Annotated in this window: 22 protein-coding genes; 13 read left to right on the top strand and 9 right to left on the bottom strand. The window is 57.2% G+C overall.

Annotation, left to right across the window (positions count from 1 at the left end; all coding sequences use genetic code 11):
- Positions 1-13: 13 nt before the first annotated feature.
- The 9 genes from gshB to rsmI form a co-directional block, all read right to left on the bottom strand.
- Positions 14-970 carry a glutathione synthase gene (gene gshB, locus RMR16_RS14895; protein WP_320200127.1) on the bottom strand — a complete coding sequence of 319 codons (957 nt, stop codon included), beginning with the start codon at positions 968-970 and terminating at the stop codon, positions 14-16.
- Positions 971-1,067: 97 nt separating this feature from the next.
- Positions 1,068-1,580: a cupin domain-containing protein gene (locus RMR16_RS14890; RefSeq protein WP_320200128.1), complete on the bottom strand. Its 513-nt coding sequence runs from the start codon at positions 1,578-1,580 to the stop codon at positions 1,068-1,070.
- A gap of 163 nt (positions 1,581-1,743) precedes the next feature.
- Complete coding sequence (locus tag RMR16_RS14885; protein ID WP_320200129.1) at positions 1,744-2,850, bottom strand: sn-glycerol-3-phosphate import ATP-binding protein UgpC; 1,107 nt, start codon at positions 2,848-2,850, stop codon at positions 1,744-1,746.
- Positions 2,851-2,862: 12 nt separating this feature from the next.
- Positions 2,863-3,705: a sn-glycerol-3-phosphate ABC transporter permease UgpE gene (ugpE, locus tag RMR16_RS14880; RefSeq protein WP_320200130.1), complete on the bottom strand. Its 843-nt coding sequence runs from the start codon at positions 3,703-3,705 to the stop codon at positions 2,863-2,865.
- A 12-nt stretch (positions 3,706-3,717) separates the two neighbouring features.
- The gene (locus RMR16_RS14875) at positions 3,718-4,695 is read right to left on the bottom strand and encodes an ABC transporter permease subunit (protein ID WP_320200131.1); all 978 of its coding nucleotides are present in this window, start codon (positions 4,693-4,695) and stop codon (positions 3,718-3,720) included.
- A gap of 317 nt (positions 4,696-5,012) precedes the next feature.
- Positions 5,013-6,311, bottom strand: coding sequence for an extracellular solute-binding protein (locus RMR16_RS14870; protein WP_320200132.1), 1,299 nt, complete (start codon positions 6,309-6,311; stop codon positions 5,013-5,015).
- 145 nt (positions 6,312-6,456) lie between these two features.
- Complete coding sequence (locus RMR16_RS14865) at positions 6,457-7,017, bottom strand: sugar O-acetyltransferase (RefSeq protein ID WP_320200133.1); 561 nt, start codon at positions 7,015-7,017, stop codon at positions 6,457-6,459.
- 112 nt (positions 7,018-7,129) lie between these two features.
- Positions 7,130-7,498 (bottom strand): YraN family protein, encoded by a 369-nt coding sequence (locus tag RMR16_RS14860; RefSeq protein WP_320200134.1) that lies wholly within the window; start codon positions 7,496-7,498, stop codon positions 7,130-7,132.
- Positions 7,488-8,405: a 16S rRNA (cytidine(1402)-2'-O)-methyltransferase gene (gene rsmI, locus RMR16_RS14855; RefSeq protein ID WP_413786009.1), complete on the bottom strand. Its 918-nt coding sequence runs from the start codon at positions 8,403-8,405 to the stop codon at positions 7,488-7,490. The genes RMR16_RS14860 and rsmI overlap by 11 nt, the downstream gene beginning before the upstream one ends.
- Before the next feature lie 270 nt (positions 8,406-8,675).
- On the opposite strand from rsmI, the gene dnaN reads away from it, so the two are divergent.
- The 13 genes from dnaN (at position 8,676) to RMR16_RS14790 (ending at position 20,629) form a co-directional block, all read left to right on the top strand.
- The gene (gene dnaN, locus RMR16_RS14850; RefSeq protein ID WP_320200136.1) at positions 8,676-9,794 is read left to right on the top strand and encodes a DNA polymerase III subunit beta; all 1,119 of its coding nucleotides are present in this window, start codon (positions 8,676-8,678) and stop codon (positions 9,792-9,794) included.
- Between the two features lie 189 nt (positions 9,795-9,983).
- Complete coding sequence (pmtA, locus tag RMR16_RS14845; RefSeq protein WP_320200137.1) at positions 9,984-10,577, top strand: phospholipid N-methyltransferase PmtA; 594 nt, start codon at positions 9,984-9,986, stop codon at positions 10,575-10,577.
- Positions 10,578-10,590: 13 nt separating this feature from the next.
- Positions 10,591-11,187 (top strand): histidine phosphatase family protein, encoded by a 597-nt coding sequence (locus RMR16_RS14840; RefSeq protein WP_320200374.1) that lies wholly within the window; start codon positions 10,591-10,593, stop codon positions 11,185-11,187.
- Positions 11,188-11,191: 4 nt separating this feature from the next.
- Positions 11,192-11,899 (top strand): orotidine-5'-phosphate decarboxylase, encoded by a 708-nt coding sequence (pyrF, locus tag RMR16_RS14835; RefSeq protein ID WP_320200138.1) that lies wholly within the window; start codon positions 11,192-11,194, stop codon positions 11,897-11,899.
- A gap of 17 nt (positions 11,900-11,916) precedes the next feature.
- Complete coding sequence (locus RMR16_RS14830) at positions 11,917-12,204, top strand: DUF1330 domain-containing protein (RefSeq protein WP_320200139.1); 288 nt, start codon at positions 11,917-11,919, stop codon at positions 12,202-12,204.
- Positions 12,205-12,381: 177 nt separating this feature from the next.
- Positions 12,382-13,362, top strand: a complete 981-nt coding sequence (locus RMR16_RS14825) for a complex I NDUFA9 subunit family protein (protein WP_320200140.1) — start codon at positions 12,382-12,384, stop codon at positions 13,360-13,362.
- 458 nt (positions 13,363-13,820) lie between these two features.
- Entirely contained in the window at positions 13,821-13,976 is a 156-nt protein-coding gene (locus RMR16_RS14820) for a hypothetical protein (RefSeq protein WP_320200141.1), read from the top strand.
- 244 nt (positions 13,977-14,220) lie between these two features.
- The gene (locus tag RMR16_RS14815) at positions 14,221-14,913 is read left to right on the top strand and encodes a glutathione S-transferase family protein (protein WP_320200142.1); all 693 of its coding nucleotides are present in this window, start codon (positions 14,221-14,223) and stop codon (positions 14,911-14,913) included.
- A gap of 84 nt (positions 14,914-14,997) precedes the next feature.
- Positions 14,998-16,134 carry a tRNA epoxyqueuosine(34) reductase QueG gene (gene queG, locus RMR16_RS14810; protein WP_320200143.1) on the top strand — a complete coding sequence of 379 codons (1,137 nt, stop codon included), beginning with the start codon at positions 14,998-15,000 and terminating at the stop codon, positions 16,132-16,134.
- Entirely contained in the window at positions 16,135-17,013 is an 879-nt protein-coding gene (locus tag RMR16_RS14805; protein ID WP_320200144.1) for an NAD-dependent epimerase/dehydratase family protein, read from the top strand. It begins immediately after the preceding gene.
- Between the two features lie 412 nt (positions 17,014-17,425).
- A complete protein-coding gene (locus RMR16_RS14800) occupies positions 17,426-17,776 on the top strand; it encodes a septal ring lytic transglycosylase RlpA family protein (protein ID WP_320200375.1) in 351 nt (116 codons plus the stop codon).
- Positions 17,777-17,915: 139 nt separating this feature from the next.
- Positions 17,916-19,205 (top strand): RsmB/NOP family class I SAM-dependent RNA methyltransferase, encoded by a 1,290-nt coding sequence (locus RMR16_RS14795; RefSeq protein ID WP_320200145.1) that lies wholly within the window; start codon positions 17,916-17,918, stop codon positions 19,203-19,205.
- Positions 19,206-19,351: 146 nt separating this feature from the next.
- Positions 19,352-20,629 (top strand): imelysin family protein, encoded by a 1,278-nt coding sequence (locus RMR16_RS14790; RefSeq protein WP_320200146.1) that lies wholly within the window; start codon positions 19,352-19,354, stop codon positions 20,627-20,629.
- Positions 20,630-20,848 lie beyond the last annotated feature (219 nt).

Raw genomic sequence — 20,848 nt, 5'->3', positions numbered from 1 at the left:
GTGCGGGCTGGAATCAGCCCTGCGCATCGCGTTTGCGCTCAATGGCGTCCCACAGCAAGCTGGCGACGTCTGCGCCGCCGAATTTGCGGGTTTCGCGGATGCCGGTTGGGGAGGTGACGTTGATTTCCGTCATGTAATCGCCAATCACATCAATGCCGACAAAGAGGAAGCCGCGCTCACGAAGGGCTGGGCCGATGCGTTCGCAGATTTCTTTTTCGCGGGCCGTGAGTTCCGTTGGCTCAGGGCGACCGCCGGCGTGCATGTTGGAGCGCGCGTCGTTTTCCGCAGGCACACGGTTGATCGCACCGACCGGCTCTCCATCCACCAGCAGGATGCGCTTGTCGCCCTTGCGGACATCCGGCAGATATTGCTGGGCGATATAGGGTTCACGGAACATCTGACCGAACATTTCCAGAAGCGAGGAGAAGTTGCGGTCATCACGGGTGGAGTGGAACACGCCAGCGCCGCCATTGCCGTACAAAGGCTTGAGGATGATATCGCCCATTTCTTCCCGGAAGCGGGCAATTTCGGTCACGTCCTTGGTGATCAACGTGGCGGGCATGAGGTCTGCGAATTCGGTGACGAAAATCTTTTCCGGTGAATTGCGCACCCATGCCGGATCATTCACCACCAGCGTTTTGGGGTGAATGCGCTCCAGCAGATGCGTGGAGGTAATATAAGCCATGTCGAAGGGCGGATCCTGGCGCAGATGGATGACATCCATGGTGGACAGGTCGATGCGCTCCGGTTCAGACAGAGAAAAATGATCACCCTTGATATCGCGCAGTTCCATCTGCTCGACGGTGGCAAAAATCTTGCCATCGCGCATCGACAGCCGATCCGGCGTATAATGGAACAGGCGATAACCGCGGGCCTGCGCCTCAAGGCTGATCGCAAAGGTGCTATCGCCAGCGATGTTGATGCCGGAGACATGATCCATCTGGATCGCGACGTTCTTGATTTTGGCCATGCGCATTTCCCTTTCAAAAGCCCGAAAGGTTTAGGCTAGAGGGACTTCAAAGGCAACTGCTACCAGATTGCGCATCTATGAGTTTTATTGAAGACTATCAGCCCGCAAGCGAGGGTGCCTTGGACGGCAGCAGCTTGTTCTTGACGCGATAGGCCAAGGCAATCGGCCAGGGGAACGGACGGCGCAGGAAAGCGACCTTGCGCACGTAAGCGTCAACCCGCCATGTGGCCCATGTGCCCGCTTTGAAATAGGCGACATCGCCAGCCCGCAGATGGTGCACGGAGCCGTCCTCGGCGGTGACGTGCACGTCACCTTCGACAATATGGACCGTTTCGTCCCAGCCAAAAAACCAGCGGAAGCTGCCCGCCGTGCAATCCCAAAGGGCTGTCTGGGCGGCGCGGTCGCCGCTGCGGGAATGATCCGCCATACGGGCGTGCGGGGTGCCTGAGATGATCCAGTCCGGATTGATCGGGGCTGGTTGCATATCCATGGCATGGGCGGTGGCGGACACCACGGGCTTGGCCTTAACACCGCCCCTTGAGAGCGGTATCGACGGCACGGAACGGCCCGCCATCGCAGCTACACTTGCTATTACTACATGCAGAACCATATTGCGTCCCCACCAGAGCATTTTCCGCATTATCCGGACGCAAAACCGCTGCGCACTTTTGCTGGAAATGCTTTTGCAATGGGGATGCAATACCACAAATGGAGTAAGAATGCTCTTCCATAAATTGCATCAATTTTAATGGATCGGCATTTTCCCGTATTTTTTAATGGGCGGCAGCCAGGTGTTGGGCGGGTTGCTGCGTGTTGGCGTTGGCACTGCCTTCGATGCGCTTGCCGGTTTCCTTGTCGAAGAAGTGCAGTTTTTCCGGCGCGACCGATAGCGAAAGATTGTGTGGCACTTCGGTTTCGGAAGCCGATGCCAGCGTCAACGGCTGGTCACCCACCGTGCCGTGGATGAGGCGTTGCGAGCCGAGTTCCTCGACATAATCGACGCGGAAAGGCATGCCGTGCTCATCAGCACTGGCGGGGTGCAGGTCTTCGGCGCGGATGCCTATTGTAACCGGGCCGGAAACTGGTGCGTAACCATTGAGAGACAGGACCGCTGGGCCAATGGCGAGGCGGTCTCCGTGCAGATCGCCGGACAACAGGTTCATGGCGGGTGAGCCGATGAAGCTGGCGACGAAGGTGGAGGCGGGCTTGTGATAGACCTCCAGCGGCGCGCCGATCTGTTCGATGCGACCGGCATTCAGCACCACCAGACGGTCTGCCAAGGTCATGGCTTCCAGCTGGTCATGGGTGACGTAGATGGAGGTGGTGCCGAGGCGGCGTTGCAGGCGCTTGATTTCTCCGCGCATGGAGACACGCAGCTTGGCATCGAGGTTCGACAGCGGCTCATCGAAGAGGAAGGCGGCCGGCTTGCGCACGATGGCGCGGCCCATGGCGACGCGCTGGCGTTGACCACCGGAGAGCGCGCGTGGCTTGCGCTCCAGATAGGGTTGAAGCTCCAGCATACGAGCGGCTTCCGCGACGCGCGCATCGATTTCGGCCTTCGGCGTCTTACGGTTTTTCAGGCCGTAAGCGAGGTTTTCGTAGACCGACATATGCGGATAAAGCGCGTAGTTCTGGAACACCATGGCGATATCGCGGTCGGCGGGTTCCATGTCGTTGACGACGCGGTTGCCGATGCTCACCGTGCCTTCGGAGATTTCCTCCAGGCCCGCGACCATGCGCAACAATGTGGACTTGCCGCAGCCCGACGGGCCAACGAGCACGATGAATTCGCCATCCTTGATGGAGATATCGACGCTGTGAACGGCGCGCATACCGTTGGAGTAATCCTTGCAGACTTGACTGATTTCAATCTCGGCCATTGTCGTTGTCCTTTATTTGTCGCTTTCGGTGAGGCCCTTGATGAACCAGCGCTGGAAGATGACGACGATCATCACCGGCGGCAGCATGGCCAGAACGGCGAGCGCGAAAGCTTCGTTGTAATCGGGGAGTTGCGAACCGATCCAGACTTGCAGGATCGACTTGATGCCGCGCATGAGCGTGAAGAAACTCTCATCGGTCGTCATCAGCATCGGCCAGAGATACTGGTTCCAGCCGTAGACGAACATGATGATGAAGATGGCGGACATCATGGTGCGCGACAGGGGAAGCAGAATATCGATGAAGAACTTGACCGGACCTGCGCCATCGATGCGGGCGGCTTCCAGAAGTTCATCCGGCACGGACTTGAAGAACTGCCGGAAATAGAAGGTGCCGGTGGCCGATGCCAGAAGCGGCACGATGAGGCCGGTATAGGAGTTTAGCAGGCCCAGTTTGCTCATGACCTCGTAGGACGGCATGATGCGCACTTCGAGCGGCAGAAGCAGCGTGGTGAAGATGATCCAGAACGCAAAGGTCGCAAAACGGAAGCGGAAATAAACGATGGCATAAGCCGCCAACATCGACAGCACGATCTTGCCGACGGCAAAACCGACGCCGAGGATGAGCGAATTGACCAACATGCTGAAGCCGGTGATCTGGCCGGTGAAGCCGCCCTTCTGGGTCAAAACCTTCTCGTAGGTGCCGATGAAATTATCGCCGGGAACCAGTGCCAGACCATTCATGTGAATTTCGGCGGCCGTGTGCGTCGACGTCATGAAGGCGACGATGACCGGCAGCACCAGAAACAGCGCTCCGATAATCAGCACCAGATGGTCGAGGGGTTTGGTTTTATACATGGTGACTATCCCTCAACCGTAGTGGATGCGTTTTTCGAGGAAGCGGAACTGGATGACCGTCAGCACGAAGACCACGACCATCAAAATGACCGATTGCGCCGACGACCCGCCGATATCGTTGCCACGAAAACCATCCAGAAACACCTTGTAGACAAGGGTGATGGGATTGTTGGCAGCCTTGTCCTTCACCATCACGTCGATGACGCCGAATGTATCGAAGAGGGCGTAGGTGATGTTGATGATGAGCAGAAAAAACGCGGTGGGTGCCAGAAGCGGCATGATGACCGTCCAGAACCGGCGAAGGCCGGAGCGGCAGTCGATAAAGGCCGCTTCACGGACCGAGACCGGCACGCTTTGCAGGCCCGACAGGAAAAAGATGAAGTTGTAGGGAATCTGCTTCCAGACCGACACGAAGATCATCGCGAAGGCGGTGTCGAAATAGGTGACGCCGACCTGCATATGCCAGCCGAAGAAGGCGGCGATCTTGACGAAGGGGCCGATGTGCTGATCGAAAAACATCATGCCGATGAGGCCCGCCACCGGCGGTGCGATGGCGTAAACCGAAATCAACAGGGTTTTGTAAGCCGACGCCCCGCGAATGATCGCGTCTGCCTTGACGGCCAAAAGCAGACCAAGCGCCAGCGAAAAGACGGTCACAAGAGCGGTGAAGACCACCGTGAACTTGGCAATATTCAGATATTCCGGACTGAACAGCGCATCGGAATAATTGGCAAGACCGACGAAGGTGGAGCCGAAGCCGAAAGGGTCTTCGATATAAAACGAGGACTGAACGGCCTGCACGGACGGCCAGTAGAAAAACACGAAGATGACCAGAAGCTGCGGCGCAATCAGCAGGTACGGCAGGTAGGATGATGAGAACTGCACCCGTTTCATGGGTGCCGAGTCAGCGACCACCGCAGGTTTTCTTGCCTTGGCCATGAAGCCGGGAAGGAAACGAAGGGTACGCGGTTGTGAGGACGTATAGGCCACGCGCGCAAACTTTCTTGGTTGTGGACTTCTCTTCGGGGAGGAAGGGAGGTCGGGATGAATGCCAAGGTCTTGGACTGCCCATTTGTGCCGAGCACAGTTCTCCACTCTCCGTCATTCCGGCCTTGAGCCGGTATCCAGCAGCGCCGCGTCCGCGGTGCATAACGGTCTTTCGCGATCAAGGACTTGATCGCACTGGATCCCGGATCAAGGCCGGGATGACGGAGAGTGGAGAACTGCACTTTGCAAAAAGCGTCGCAATAACCAACAAACCTCCCCTCATCATGAAGGGAGGTCCGTTTGTTTTCAGAGGTCAGATATCAACCAGCGGTCTTGGCGAAGCGGGCCAGAAGCTCGTTGCCTTCCTTCTCGATGATGTCGAAAGCGTCCTTGACGGAAACTTCACCGGAGAAGATGCGGCCGTATTCGCGTTCCATAACGGTGCGGATCTGTGGGTAGAAGCCGAGGCGATAACCCTTGGACCATTCGCCGCCTGGAAGGGACAGCTGCTTGATGCCAACTTCGGCAACAGGCTGCTTCTCGTAATAGCCTTCCTTCTTGGTCAGCTCGTAAGCCGCCTTGGTGATGGCCACGTAGCCAGTTGCCTGGTGGTAGAACTTCTGGATTTCAGGCGATGTCAGGAACTGGAAGAAGTCCGCAACGCACTTGTTTTCTGCTTCCGACTTGCCGGACATGGCAAACAGGGCAGCGCCACCGATGAAGGAGTTGGTGCCAGCGCCCTTGATGGAGCCCCAATATGGCAGGAAGGTTGCCGAGAATGGCATCTTCGCTGTCTTCTGAAGACCGCCGAACGAACCGGAAGAACCGATCCAGAGAGCGACCTTGTTTTCTTCGAACGGCTTCTGGTTATCGTTCCAGGTCGCGCCGTAATAGGCGAAATAACCCTGATCCTTCCAGGCCTTCAGCTTTTCGAACATCATGATGAGGTTCGGGTCGGTGACCTTCAGCTTGGTATCAACCGCGCTGTCGTAACCGTTGTTGTTGGTGGCGAACTGGATGTTGTTGCGCGAGAAGAAGTTCTCGGTGAACTGCCATGTGAGCTGCGACTGAACGAGCGGGATGAAACCGGCTTCTTTCAGCTTAGGCGCTGCGGCTTCGAATTCTTCCCATGTCTTTGGCGCTTCGACACCAGCCTTTTTCAAGGCGTCGGTGTTGTAATACATGATTGGCGCAGAGGAGTTGAACGGCATGCCAACGAACTTGCCATCGGCAGCAGCAAAGAAGCTGCGCACGCCAGGAATGAAGGCTTCGCGATCAAACTTGTAACCGGCCTTGGTGATGATGTCTTCGGCAGGAATGGTTGCGCCCTTGGCATTGATGATGGTGGCGGCACCGGCATCGAACACCTGAAGGATGTTTGGCTGTTCGCCAGAACGGAAAGCAGCGATGCCGCTGGCCAGAGCTTCTTCATAAGAACCCTTGGAAACCGGCGTCAGCGCGCAGTTTGTCTGGGCTGCGTTGAACTTCTGCGAAACCTCGTTGATGACTTCGCCGTTGCGACCGCCCATGCCGTGCCACCAAGTGATGTTGGTTGCGGCCATGGAAGACGTCGCGGAAAACGTGATGGCCATAGCAGCCATGGAAAACTTCTTGATCATAGTTTCGATCCTTTACCGCCCTTGTTTGGGTGAGGATGCGAATAGGCCCGTTCCATGACGCGCCTTTTACAGTTTCATGTCAGATTTGTTACAGAGCAAACTCATACAGGGTTCGCGCGATTTGAAAACACGACGGGCGTGTCTATCAGAGTGCTGCCGGCCCTATGGCTCTGGCCGGATTACCCACCACCGTGACGCCGGGGGCCACGGATTTCGTCACGACCGACCCTGCCCCGACAATGGCACCATCGCCAATCGACACGCCGGGAAGAATGATAGCGCCGCCGCCGATCCAGACATCCCTGCCAATCATCACGGGTTTTGCGATCTCCATGCCATCGGCACGCAGGGCAACGTCCTTATGATGTTGCGCGCAATAAATATGGACGCCCGGCCCCAGCATTGCGCCCTCGCCAATATGCACCGGCGCGGAATCGAGAATGACGCAACCGGCATTCAGATAGGCTTTTTCGCCAAGGAAAATATTAAAGCCATAAGCGCAATGGAAGGGTGCCTCGATGAACGCATTGTCTGAAACGGATCCGAAAAGCGAGCGGAGCAAAGGTGCCATCGAACCGCGCTCATCCGGCGGCATGACAGTGTGTTGATGGACGGCGCGACGGGCGTTTTCCCGCAGCCCATCCAGCTCTTCGTCCATGCAGCGATACCATTCTCCCGCTGCCATTTTTTCGCGTTCGCTCAGCATGATCTCTTCCTTAAAGCGTTTCCGCTTTCTTCGAAACGCGAAAACACTCTCATTCTTTGTTTTGACGCATTGTCCAGACGCAAAACCGCTTCGCACTTTTGCTGGAAATGCTCTAAAAAGCGCCGATGAAGTGTTTTGGCAGACGGCGCGGCAGGACGGCGACGATATCGAAACGCAGGGACAGCGCATGGGCGTCGCGGCGGCGTGAAAGCCACAGATCGGCGCTGGCGCGGATGCGTTTTTGCGAAGCGTAGCTGACGGCATCAACCGCCCCCGCCTCGGTGCGGCGGGCTTTGACCTCGACGAAGGCAATGACGTCCTTGCGGCGGGCGATAAGATCGATTTCTCCCAGTGGCGTGCGGTGGCGCAGTGCCAGAATGCGATAGCCTTTGAGCATAAGATAAAGTGCCGCCCAATATTCAGCGGCATGGCCGCGCTTTTCTGCGCTGCGCCGTCTTTTCGCCGGTTGCTCAGGCGCCATCGCTGTCCTTCATATCCAGTAGGCGCTGGTAAAGCTCCTTGCGCGGCAGGCCGGTCAGCTTTGCCGCCTCGCCCGCTGCTTTTGCCGCAGACATGGTGGAGATAAGGTCTTTCAGCAGCTTTTCCACGTCTTCCATATCGGGGATTTCGTCGTAGGACGGCGGTTCGATAAGAAGGACGATCTCGCCCTTGACGATGCGGTCTTCACCGTAATACTCCGCCAGTTCGCCCAACGTGCCGCGACGAAATTCCTCGAAGGTCTTGGTCAATTCGCGACACACGACAGCGCGGCGGTTTGGCCCCAGCACTTCGGACGCGACCTTGACCGTGGCGCTGATGCGGTGTGGAGATTCAAAGAAGATGAGCGTGGCCGGGATTTTTGCGAGTTCCGAAAAACGGTCGCGTTTGCCCTTGTCTTTGACCGGCAAGAAGCCTGCAAACAGAAAGGCGTCGCTTGGCATACCGGAACCGACCAGCGCGGCCAGCGGGGCAGACGCACCGGGAATGGGCACGACGCGGTGGCCCGCTTCCAGCGCCAATTGGCCCAGACGATAACCGGGATCGGAAATCAGCGGCGTACCGGCATCCGAGACCAGAGCCACGGATTTTCCGGCATCCAGTGCGGCGATCAGCCGTGGGCCGACCTCTTCGGCATTGTGTTCATGATAGGAATAGGGACGGTTGCGGATGCCGTAACGGTCCAGCAGGATGCGGGTGACGCGGGTGTCTTCGCAGGCCAGCACATCGGCAGAGGCCAGGGTTTCCAGTGCCCGCACGGTGATGTCGCCCAGATTGCCGATGGGTGTCGCCACCAGATAAAGGGCCGCTTCAATCGGTCGGGCAGGCACGGTAAAGCCGCCAACCTTGAACCCGCGCTGAAAGCCCTCTGCACCCTCTTCGGTCGATATCTCGTCTGTCACCGCTTTATTCCGATCATTTGTCTGATTTCAGTGTCTTTATGGTCAAGACGGAGGCCGCGAACAAGGGCAGTTGTGTGCCGCCAGCCTGTGGAACATATTGTATAGTGTGAAAATGCGCGGGAGGATGCCTCAACACCTCTTGCATTTTCCTCGATAACTCTGCCATTTTGCCCGTCCACATTATCCGGCGATCTGCCGGAGAAACTATCTTGGCGATCTGCCCCAACGGATCGCATCGGTTGAAAGCGGTAGTGTCCCATGCGTATTACTCTCGAGCGGTCGAACCTTCTGAAATCGCTGAACCACGTTCATCGCGTGGTGGAACGGCGTAACACGATCCCTATTCTCTCCAACGTGTTGCTGCGCGCCTCTGGTGCCAGCCTCGACATGAAGGCGACTGACCTCGATCTGGAAGTGACCGAAGCCACACCGGCTCTGGTGGAACAGGCCGGTTCGACCACCGTGCCAGCGCATCTGCTCTATGAAATCGTGCGCAAGCTGCCGGATGGTTCGGAAGTTCTTTTGGCCACCAACCCGGACGGCTCCACGATGACGGTTGCCTCCGGCCGTTCGAAATTTTCGCTGCAATGCCTGCCGGAAACGGATTTTCCTGATCTGACCGCTGGCACGTTCAGCCACAGCTTCAAGCTGAAGGCGACCGATCTGAAAATGCTGATCGACCGCACGCAGTTTGCGATCTCGACAGAAGAGACACGGTATTACCTGAACGGCATTTTCTTCCACACCATCGAAAGCGAAGGCGACCTCAAGCTGCGCGCCGTTGCGACAGACGGACACCGTCTGGCCCGCGCCGACCTCAAGGCACCCTCCGGCTCCGAAGGCATGCCGGGCATCATCATTCCGCGCAAGACCGTTGGCGAATTGCAAAAGCTGGTCGACAACCCGGAGCAGGAAGTCACCGTCGAAGTGTCCGACGCGAAAATCCGCGTGACTATCGGCGACATCGTCATGACCTCCAAGCTGATCGACGGCACCTTCCCGGACTATCAGCGCGTGATCCCGACCGGCAACGACAAGGAAATGCGCGTCGATTGCCAGACATTCGCCAAGGCCGTCGACCGCGTATCGACCATTTCGTCCGAGCGCGGACGCGCCGTGAAGCTGGCGATTGCCGACGGACAGTTGACGCTGACGGTCAACAACCCGGATTCGGGCAGTGCGACCGAAGAAGTGGCCGTGGGCTACGAGCATGAAGGCATGGAAATTGGCTTTAACGCCAAGTATCTGCTGGATATTACCGCCCAGCTTTCCGGCGAAGATGCAATCTTCCTTCTGGCCGATGCGGGCTCGCCGACACTGGTGCGCGACACGGCAGGCGATGACGCGCTTTACGTGCTGATGCCGATGCGGGTTTAAGGTCTTTCTTATTGATGAGAAAAACGAAACGCCGGTGATGCCCATCACCGGCGTTTTTGTTTGCGCATTTTTCAGATTTTATTAAGATTTTCCCATTGCGACATTTTTCATTGTCTTTACGACAGAACGAAACAACATATCGCCACAGTTTCAACAAATGTTGTTTCGACGTGAACAAAGGGGAACCGGATGGGACTGAGCCTAAAAGAGCGCTTCGGAAAAAAATTCGAAGAGGAAATTCGGTTTTTCAAGGGCATGGTCAACCAGCCCAAAAACGTCGGCGCCATCGTTCCGACATCCGGCATTACCGCGCGGCGCATGGCCAGCATCGTCAACACCCATTCGGGTCTTCCCGTGCTGGAACTGGGACCGGGAACCGGCGTCATCACCAAGGCCATTCTGGGGCGGGGCGTGAAGCCGGAAGCGATAACGGCCATCGAATATTCCACCGATTTTTATCAGCAGCTTTTGCGCAGCTATCCGGGCGTCAACTTCATCAATGGCGATGCTTTTGATCTGGATGCGACATTGGGCGAGCACAAAGGCCAGATGTTCGACTGTGTGATATCAGCCGTGCCGATGCTGAACTTCCCGATGGCAGCGCGCATCAAGCTGCTGGATGAGTTGCTGAAGCGTGTGCCGCATGGACGCCCGGTGATCCAGATTTCCTACGGCCCGGTATCGCCCATCGTTGCCCAGCCACATCTTTATCACATCCGCCATTTCGACTTCGTGGTGCGCAACATTCCGCCAGCCCAATTGTGGACCTATACCCGCGCCTGAGTTAGCTTTGGCCATGTTCGCGCTTTACATCACCCATCCGCAGGTCAAGATTGATGCCAATGTGCCGGTTCCCGATTGGGGACTGTCTGACATTGGCGTTCAGCGCACCCGCAAGGCTGCCGCTTTGCCCTGGGCCAAAACCTTGGAGCGGATTGTTTCCAGCGCGGAAAACAAGGCCATAGAGACGGCACGGATTTTTGCCTCGGTCAGCGGCATCGACGTCGAGACCGCCGCCGACATGCATGAGAATGATCGCAGCGCGACGGGCTTTCTGCCGCCGGAGCAGTTCGAGCGGGCGGCGGACTGGTTTTTTGCCCACCCGCATTCAAGCTACAAGGGTTGGGAAACGGCAGCCGATGCACAAAGCCGTATCGTGGATGCCATCAACGCCGTTCTTTCCACCCATGATCCGACAAAGCCGATTGCCTTTGTAGGGCATGGCGGCGTGGGCACTTTGCTGAAATGCCATCTGGCGCGTGATGCTATCAGGCGTGATGGCGACCAGCCGCCGGGTGGTGGTCATCTCTTCTGTTTTTCCCTTGCGGAGCGTCGCATCACATGCGACTGGACGGCGATTGAAGCATGGCCGGGGAATCATGGAAAGGGATGACTTTATGACCGCACGCGAGCGTTTGATTGTCGGGCTTGACCTTCCGACTGTGAAGGAAGCCGAAACCATCGTCCACACGCTGGGCGATGATGTTCTGTATTACAAGATCGGCTATCAGCTGGCCTTTGCGGGCGGACTGGAATTTGCCAAGGAGTTGGCGCAGAGCGGCAAAAAAATCTTCCTCGACATGAAGCTGCTGGATATCGACAACACGATTGCCTCGGGCGTGGAAAACATCGCCAAAATGGGCATGTCGATGCTGACATTGCACGCCTATCCGAAAGCGATGCGGGCGGCGGTGAAGGCGGCGGAAGGCTCCGGTCTGACGCTGTTGGGTGTGACTGTTTTGACGTCCATGGATAATGACGATCTGGTCGAGGCCGGATATCTCGGCGATGCGCGGTCGCTGGTGCTGAAACGCGCCGCGCAAGCGCGTGAGTCCGGCATGGGCGGGATTGTCTGCTCGGCGGAAGAATCCACTGCCGTTCGCGAAATCCTCGGACCCGATATGGCGGTCGTCACCCCGGGCATTCGCCCCACCGGCGCGGATGCGGGCGACCAGAAGCGCGTCGTGACGCCTTATGACGCCATCAAGGCAGGGTCCAGCCATCTGGTTGTGGCTCGCCCCATTGTTCGGGCATCCGAACCGAAGGCTGCGGCACGCGCTATTCTGGATGAGATGTTGCGGGCAAGCTATCCAGCCAATCAGTAAAACCAGGAGGAAACACCATGGCAAAAGGCTATTGGATTGCACAGGTCGATGTGCGCGACGCGGAACGTTACAAAGACTACGTCTCCACCGCGAAACCGGCTTTCGAGCGGTTTGGCGCGAATTTTCTGGCACGCGGTGGTGCGGTGACGCAGCTTGAAGGCAAAGGCCGGGCGCGCAATGTGGTGATCGAATTTCCTTCGGTGCAGCACGCGCTCGATTGCTACAATTCGGAAGAATATCAGGAAGCGGTCAAAATCCGTCAGGATACCGCCGATTCCGAACTGATGATTATCGAAGGCGCATGATGTTGGATTTTTTTGTCGCATCCCGTTATCGCAAAGCCGCTGCACAGTTTTGCGCGTGATGCTTTAAGGCATCCGTGCGTTCTTGGACCGTGCGGATGCTGTTCTCTCTTCCCGTTGTCGTGGCTTTACGCTAAGAGACGGAAAACGCCCCAATTCAACGCTTTGCAGGAGCCTCCCATGCCCTTGGCCAACCTTCCCCCTCTCGTCACCGTTTTTGGCGGTTCGGGTTTTGTCGGACGGCATGTGGTTCGCATTTTGGCAAAGCGTGGTTACCGCATTCGCGTCGCGGTGCGCCGCCCTGATCTGGCTGGTTTTTTGCAGCCGATTGGCAATGTCGGGCAGATTTCTTTTGCGCAGGCCAACCTGCGTTACAAGGATTCCATCAACAAGGCCGTTGAGGGTGCCGACCATGTGGTCAACTGCGTTGGCCTGCTGCTGGAAAACGGTCGCAACACATTTGATGCCGTGCAGGAATTTGGCGCACGCGCCGTGGCCGAAGCCGCCAAAAATGTTGGTGCCACGCTGACGCATATTTCCGCCATCGGTGCGGATGCCAATTCATCCGTGGGTTATGCCCGCACCAAGGGCCGTGCCGAAGCGGCCATTCGCGCGGTTCTGCCGGACGCGATTATTCTGCGCCCCTCCATCGTTTTTGGCCCGGAAGATGATTTCTTCAACAAATTTGCCGGCATGGCGCAGCGCCTGCCATTCCTGCCACTGATCGGCGGCGGCCATACGAAATTTCAGCCGGTTTATGTCGAGGACGTGGCGGAAGCCGTGGCCCGCGCCGTGGACGGCAAGCTGAACGCAGGCGCGACCTATGAGCTGGGCGGACAGGATGTGATGACATTCCGTGACTGTCTCGAGGCGGTTCTGGCTGCGACCTATCGCGAACGCCCGCTGGTCAACCTGCCCTTCGGCATTGCAACGCTGATCGGCAAGATCGCGTCGCTCGTGCCTTTGATCACGCCGCCATTGACAGCAGATCAGGTGACATTGCTGAAAAAGGACAATGTCGTGTCCGCAGACGCCGAAAAGGCTGGCCTGACATTGCACGGCATCGGCATCACGCCCGTCAGCGTGGCCTCGGTTCTGCCGTCCTATCTGGTGAGCTACCGTGTGAACGGCCAGTTCAAGAATGCCGGGAAGGCTGCGTAAAACAGCGCTGATATTTTCTTCGTCATCCCGGACTTGATCCGGGATCCGTCCTTCTTGCGTCTGCAAGGAGCGTAGACTTTTTCGTACCGCAGACGCGGTGCTGCTGGATGCCGGGTCAAGCCCGGCACGACGGATGAGGAAAAGATTTCCTCTATAGGGAACTTTTAGCCGATCTGCGTTCGCCTTGTTTTTAGGCATGCAACCAAACTCAAAATCGTGAGTTATGCTCCCAACGGGCCTCAATGCCCTGTTTCAAATGTGGGGGCACATCATGAAAATTATTATCGGTTTGCGTAAGCGTGGCACAAGAGCAACGGTGGATAAGAGTTCACATTAACCCGGTGTTCAGCAAGGTGGTTTATTGCTAAACGCCACATCCAACACACAATCCAGAACATATCAATCAACGCATGACGACATAGATCGTCTTCGTTCATCGTCTGAAAGGCAATTATAAAATGGGCAGGTCTATCGCACTCTTTTTTGCGTGTGCGGCTTTGGTTGTTCTGGCAGGTTCGTTCATGGCACCGGGTACAGTTGCCGCTGGCAAGAGCGGTTGTTCGCCAGCTTACGGCATCGATCCCTGCGCGACGAGCTCGATCAGCGCAAACTGATTGCCTCGACGCGCGCAAGGTCTATCGACCTTGGTTCGCCGGTTTTTCTGCTAAAAGCGCCCTCGCTCAACCGACGGCGCTTTTTTCGTGGAAAAATCGCATTTTATGCGAAAGACATATCGTTTGCGGTGCAACATTAAAGTTGTCTTAAAAAGCTGTACTTATAATTTCTGTGCAGGCCGCATTTTGAGCTTTTTTTAGCCACAGACAAACAGCTCACCGCAATCCAAACATTCGAGTACCAATGCCAACTCTCTTTCATTCTCCCATGTCGACTGCGTCCCGTTTCGTGCGGCTGATTCTGGCCGAATACGGTTTTCAGACAGATTTGGTAGAGGAACAGGTGTGGGAAAAGCGGCGCGAGTTTCTGGCACTGAACCCGGCGGGTACGCTGCCGGTCTATCTCGACGATAATATGCGCTCGCTCTGTGGCGCCTATGTGCTGGCGGAATTTCTGGACGAAACCCATGGCGTGCTGAAGCGCGACCGTCGGCTTTTGGCCGAAGACCCCTTTCAACGGGCGGAAATTCGCCGCCTGACGGAATGGTTTTTGCAGAAGATGGAAAATGACATTACCCGTCCGCTGGTGCGCGAGCGGGCCTACAAGCTGCAAATGTCCACCGCGCAGGGCGGCGGTCCGCCAGACAGCAAGCTGTTGCGCACGGCACGCTCCAATATTCGCCAGCATATGAAATATCTGGAATGGCTGGCAGGTTCGCGCACATGGCTTGCGGGCGACCGTTTGAGCTATGCCGATCTGGCAGCAGCGGCTTCCGTGTCCATTCTTGACTATCTGGGCGAAATCAACTGGCTGGAAGCGCCGATTGCCAAGGAATGGTACCAGCGGCTGAAATCCCGCCCGTCGTTCCGTCCTCTGCTGGCCGAACGCGTGCCGCGCCTCGCGCCCTCTTCCCACTACGCCGATCTCGATTTTTAAGCCTGAAATATTGGCTTTATATATAATGGTGCTAAAGGCTGGTTTTCTGCCAGATGCATCCGGAGAAAAGCCATCGACACGGCATTGGCCAAGAAAGAACTGCGCGCACGCAAGCTGACCGATTTCGTCCGGGCGGAAGCGGCGGCACTTGGCTTTGATCTCTGTCGTATCACCACGCCTGATAGCATTCCGCTGGCACCGGAACGGCTGCGCGAATTTCTGGCCAATGGCTTCCATGGCACGATGGGCTGGATGGAAGAGACCGAGGAGCGCCGCGCCAACCCCAAGACGCTGTGGGGCGATGTGAGGTCCGTGGTGATGGTCGGCCTGAATTATGGACCGGACGAAGACCCGCGCGATATTTTGGGCAAGCCGGACAAGGCAGCGATTTCCGTTTATGCCCGCAACCGCGACTATCACGACATCATAAAGGGACGGCTTAAGGAGATCGCTACCCGCTTTGCCGCCCGCGCCGGTGAAGACGTGAAGGTGTTTGTGGACACGGCCCCGGTGATGGAAAAGCCGCTGGCAGAGGCGGCGGGGCTGGGCTGGCAGGGCAAGCACACCAATCTGGTCAGCCGCACCCATGGCGCATGGCTGTTTCTGGGCAGCATGTTTACCACCGCCGAGCTTTGTCTGGATGAGGCGGAGCGGGACCATTGCGGTTCCTGCCGGGCCTGTCTGGATGCCTGCCCGACCAATGCGTTTCCCGCCCCTTACAAGCTGGATGCGCGGCGCTGCATTTCTTACCTCACCATCGAGCATAAGGGGCCAATCCCGTTCGAGTTCCGCCAGATGATCGGCAACCGCATTTATGGCTGCGACGATTGCCTTGCCGCCTGCCCGTGGAACAAGTTTGCGGCCAGCGCCTCCGAGATGAAATTGCAAGCACGCGAAGACCTGAAAGAACCGTCCATCGCCTTTCTATTGACGCTGGACGATGCGGCGTTTCGCACGTTCTTCAGCGGATCACCCGTCAAGCGCATTGGCCGAAACCGGTTTGTGCGCAATGTTCTGGTGGCGGCGGGAAACTCCGGCGATGCGGGCTTTATCGACCAATGCAAGGCGCTTGCGCAGGATGCATCGCCCGATGTGCGCGGCATGGCCGTGTGGGCGCTGTCCAGATTGATGGACAGGCCGAGCTTCAATGCCTACGCTGCGGCACGCCCACCCGAAGACGATTCGGATGTGCTGGAAGAGTGGTTGATAGCAGGAGTGTAAATGTCGCATCTGATGATTTTCGGAGCCGGATATTCCGGCAAGGCCATCGCCAGAGCCCTTCAGCACACGATGGACGGCATTTCCGGGACCACACGCAGCGACGACAATATTTCCAACCTGCAATCTCTGGCCATCGCCCCCTTTATCTTTAGTGGCGCAGCGCTGAGCGACGAATTGCGGGCTGAACTGAAGCATGTCACGCATCTCGTGCAATCCATCGCGCCCGGCGCATCGGGCGATCCGTTGCTGCGGCTGTGCGATGGCGACATCAAAAGCCTGATGCCCAAGCTGCAATGGGCGGCCTATCTTTCCACCGTTGGCGTTTATGGCAACCATGATGGCGACTGGGTGGACGAGGACACGCCCTGCCGCCCGGTTTCCGTGCGCTCCACAGAGCGTGTGGATGCGGAAGCGGCGTGGGCAGAGGCGGCAAACAAGCCAAATGTGCCGCTTTGCGTGTTGCGGCTTTCCGGCATTTACGGACCGGGACGCAACGGGCTTATCAATATGGAAAAAGGTACGGCGCGCCGTCTGGTCAAAAAGGGCCAGGTTTTCAACCGCATCCGCGTTGAGGATATTGGCGCGGCCACAGCCTTTCTGGTTGCAAAAAATGCCGGCGGTATTTTCAACGTGACGGATGACGAGCCTGCCCCGCCACAGGATGTCGTGGCCTTTGCCGCAAACCTGATGGGTGTTCAGCCCCCCGCCGAACAGGCGTTCGACACCGCTGAGCTGAGCCCCATGGCGCGATCCTTCTACGGCGAGAACAAACGCGTCTCGAACCGCAAATTGCGTGACCTTGGTTTCAGCTTCAGCTTTCCCAATTATCGCCAGTCGCTGCGTCAACTGTGGCGGGATGGCGTGTGGCGAGATGAATAAACGTTCATCTTCATTTCGAATGAAAAATCCTTCCAAAGCCAATTTTCAGAACGTTTCTCATCGCATTTTGAGCATTTAACCTTTTGTTAATGCGCAAATTTGGCTAAAATTTTCATGGGTTGGAAAAATATTTCACAGGGTTTTCGTGATCTGACTCACGCAATCGTGGTTTTGCAATGGAATTCCCGTTCCGCCTTGATTCTAAAGAAATTTTTTCTGGAAACATCGAAAGCTATCTAAATTGATTCGTCGCCGATCGATCACGAATGTTACAGACTGTAACACTTCGTGATTAGCGCTTGGCCATTTTTTGCCATTTTTCCCTCGCCCTAGATCATTTCAATTCAGCCAGCCTAATCGATCGGCGCGGGGCCGAGTATCGGGGAAGCACAGTTTGACGTATATTCGAAACATGACTCTTGCAGCGGCAACTATAGCCGTCTGTTCCTTCACAGCTCCACTTGAAGCCAATGCGGCTAATGGCTGCGGCGGTGCATCCTGGTATGCACTGACCTCCAAGACTGCTTCCGGCGAGCGGATGAACCCTTCCAACCTGACGGCTGCACATCGCTCCTTGCGCTTCGGCACCAAGGTAAAGGTGACCAACGCACGCAACGGCAAGGCTGTCGTGGTGCGCATCAACGACCGTGGCCCGTTCATCAAGGGACGCGTGCTTGATCTTTCCAAGGCTGCTGCCAAGGAAGTCGGCATGATCAATTCCGGCACTGCCAAGATCTGTTATGAAGTGATGGCGTCCAACTAAGCCGGAATGCGCTCATCTTCGCGAATTCTTGATAAGCGCATTATGCTTTATGCGTCTTTTCAGACGCATGGCGCTCTAGGACTTGCCCTCGCCGCCATTCACGTCTACCTACCGGGCTATTCACACAAAGAGGTAGACAATGCGTTTGGGCGGGCGTTTAGCCGGAGCAATCGAAGTATTGGCAGATATCGAAGCGCGCAGGCGCCCGGTGGCCGATGCACTGAAAGACTGGGGGCTGGCGCATCGTTTTGCCGGTTCCGGTGACAGAGCCGCGATTGGCAACATCGTTTACGATGCTCTGCGCATGAAACTTTCCCACGCATGGCTGATGGATGACGATAGCGCGCATGCGCTGGGTTACGCCGTGACCTTGCGCCAATGGGGCAAAACAGTTGAACAACTGACCGCCGAATTCGATGGCGACAAGTTTGCGCCAGCGCCGCTGTCAGAAGACGCGATCAAAGCCTTCTCATCGCGCTCCCTCTCTGATGCACCGCTGTACATTCAGGGTGACATTCCCGATTGGGTTCAGGCTTCCTTTGAAGCGACCTTTGGTGACGACTGGCTGCGACAGGCGCAGGCGCTGAACGAGCGCCCGACGCTTGATCTGCGTGCCAATACGCTGAAAGCCAACCGCGAGAAGGTCGTTAAAGCCTTGGCCGACGCTGGTGCCGAGCCGACGCGCATTGCCCGCCAAGGCGTGCGAATTGCCGCAGGCGCTGGCCCATCGCGCCTGCCCAACGTCACTGCCGAACTGTCCTTCCAGAAGGGCTGGTTCGAAGTTCAGGACGAGGGTTCGCAGATCGTCGCCGATCTGGCCGGTGCGCAGGAAAGCGAACAGATTCTCGATTATTGCGCGGGCGGTGGTGGCAAGACGCTGGCCATGGCTGCGTCGATGAACAACAAGGGCCAGGTGCACGCCTTCGATGCGGACCGCAAGCGACTGGCACCGATCATCGAACGGCTGAAGCGTGCTGGTACCCGCAATGTGCAGGTGCATGATCGCTCTGACGGTCTTGAACGGTATCAAGGCAAATTCGACCGCGTTCTGGTCGATGCGCCCTGCACCGGCACCGGCACATGGCGTCGTCGGCCTGACACCAAATGGCGTCTGACGCAGCGGAACCTGGAAGAGCGCGTCGAGCAGCAGGCCGCGGCGCTGGATCAGGCAAAACTGTTCGTGCGTCCCGGTGGTGAGCTTCTTTATGTGACCTGTTCCGTTTTGCCGGAAGAAAACGAACGTCAGGTTCGCCGCTTCTGTGCGGACAATCCGGAGTTTTCCATCCAATCGGCACTCGACCGCTGGACCGGCATATTCGGTGCGCAGGCCGCAAAACCACATTCGCCGGATGGCGAAACCGTGACGCTGACACCTGCCAGCACCGATACGGACGGCTTCTTCTTCTGCACCATGAAGCGCGCCGTCTAAACACGCTGCAACCGTTGTGACCCGCCGGATCAAAATCCGGCGGCTTGCTTGGAAAGCTTCTAAACTAGAATGTTTGACACAAGTTTGTGATTGGTTCAGAACTCGCCTTCACAGCCTCGTTACGAGAGGGCTGGATAGGAGATTTCATGTTCCGCAAAACCGTTCTTGGCGCAAGTATCGCGCTTCTGGCCGCCTCGGCCACGTTCACCGCCCTTCCTGCGCGCGCCGCGACCGATCCGGCAGCCGTGGTCAAGCATTATGCGGAACTGGCGCATGTGAAATATCAGGATGCGCTGACGACGGCGCAGGCTCTGGACAAGGCAATTGACACGCTGATTGCAACACCCAGCGACGCAAACCTGAAAGCAGCACGGGCAGCGTGGATAAAGGCTCGCGTTCCTTACCAGCAGACGGAAGTGTACCGCTTCGGCAACCCGATCGTCGACGAGTGGGAAGGCAAAGTGAATGCTTGGCCGTTGGATGAGGGTTTGATCGATTACGTCGATAGCTCTTACGGCACCGAAAGCGATGAGAACGAGCTTTACACCGCCAACATCATCGCCAACAAAAAAATCAAGGTTGGCGGCGAAGAGGTGGATGCCTCCAAGATTACGCCAGAACTGATCCAGAGCCTTGCCGAAGCCGGCGAAGTGGAAGCCAACGTCACGACGGGTTATCACGCCATTGAATTCCTGCTCTGGGGACAGGATTTGAACGGCACAGGACCGGGCGCTGGCAACCGCCCCTACACCGATTACGACACCAAGAATTGCACGAACGGCAATTGCGACCGCCGCGCCGATTACCTGAAAGCGGCATCGACGCTTCTGGTGGCCGACTTGAAGGAAATGACCGACAACTGGGCACCGGACGGCGAAGCGGCCAAGACCGTGGAAGCCGACCCGAAGAAGGGTTTGACTGCGATCCTGACCGGCATGGGTTCACTGTCTTACGGCGAGCTGGCGGGTGAGCGCATGAAGCTCGGCCTCTTGCTGCACGATCCTGAAGAAGAGCATGATTGCTTCTCCGACAACACCTACAACTCGCACCTCTATGACGCGGTTGGCATCGCGTCGGCCTATACCGGCGAATACACCACCCTGGACGGCAAGAAATTGACCGGCCCATCGCTTTCGCAGCTCGTGGCCGCCAGCGACAAGACGCTGGACGCAGAAATGCAGGGCAAGCTCAACAAGACGCTGGACGCCATGCACACCATGGAAAAGCGCGGCCAGACCGTTGAAGCCTACGACCAGATGATCGGCGAAGGCAACAAGGACGGCAACGCCGTTGTGCAAGCCGCCATCGACGGGCTTCTGGACCAGACCAAGACCATCGAGCGCGTGATTGCCGCGCTTGATCTGGGCAAGATTCAGCTGGAAGGCTCCGAGAGCCTCGACAACCCGAACGCGGTGTTCAAGTAAGACGCTGCGGGCCGCGTGGATGACATGCGGCCCCATACCTCTGCCGAAATATGTGTAGGCGAGCCATTTTGCGCAGCATGCAGTTCCTCACACTCCGTCATCCCGGACTTGATCCGGGATCCCGCAGCGCCGCGTCTGCGGTGCGAAGGGTTTCTTTGACCGTGCAGACGCACGGTCACATGACGGCGGAGGGGTAACTGTGCGCCTTCCTGCTACGGA

Source organism: Agrobacterium sp. rho-13.3 (genome assembly GCF_033957765.2).
Lineage (GTDB): Bacteria > Pseudomonadota > Alphaproteobacteria > Rhizobiales > Rhizobiaceae > Agrobacterium.
Note: the sequence above shows the minus strand (reverse complement) of the source record. Positions and strands in the feature narration are given on the sequence as shown.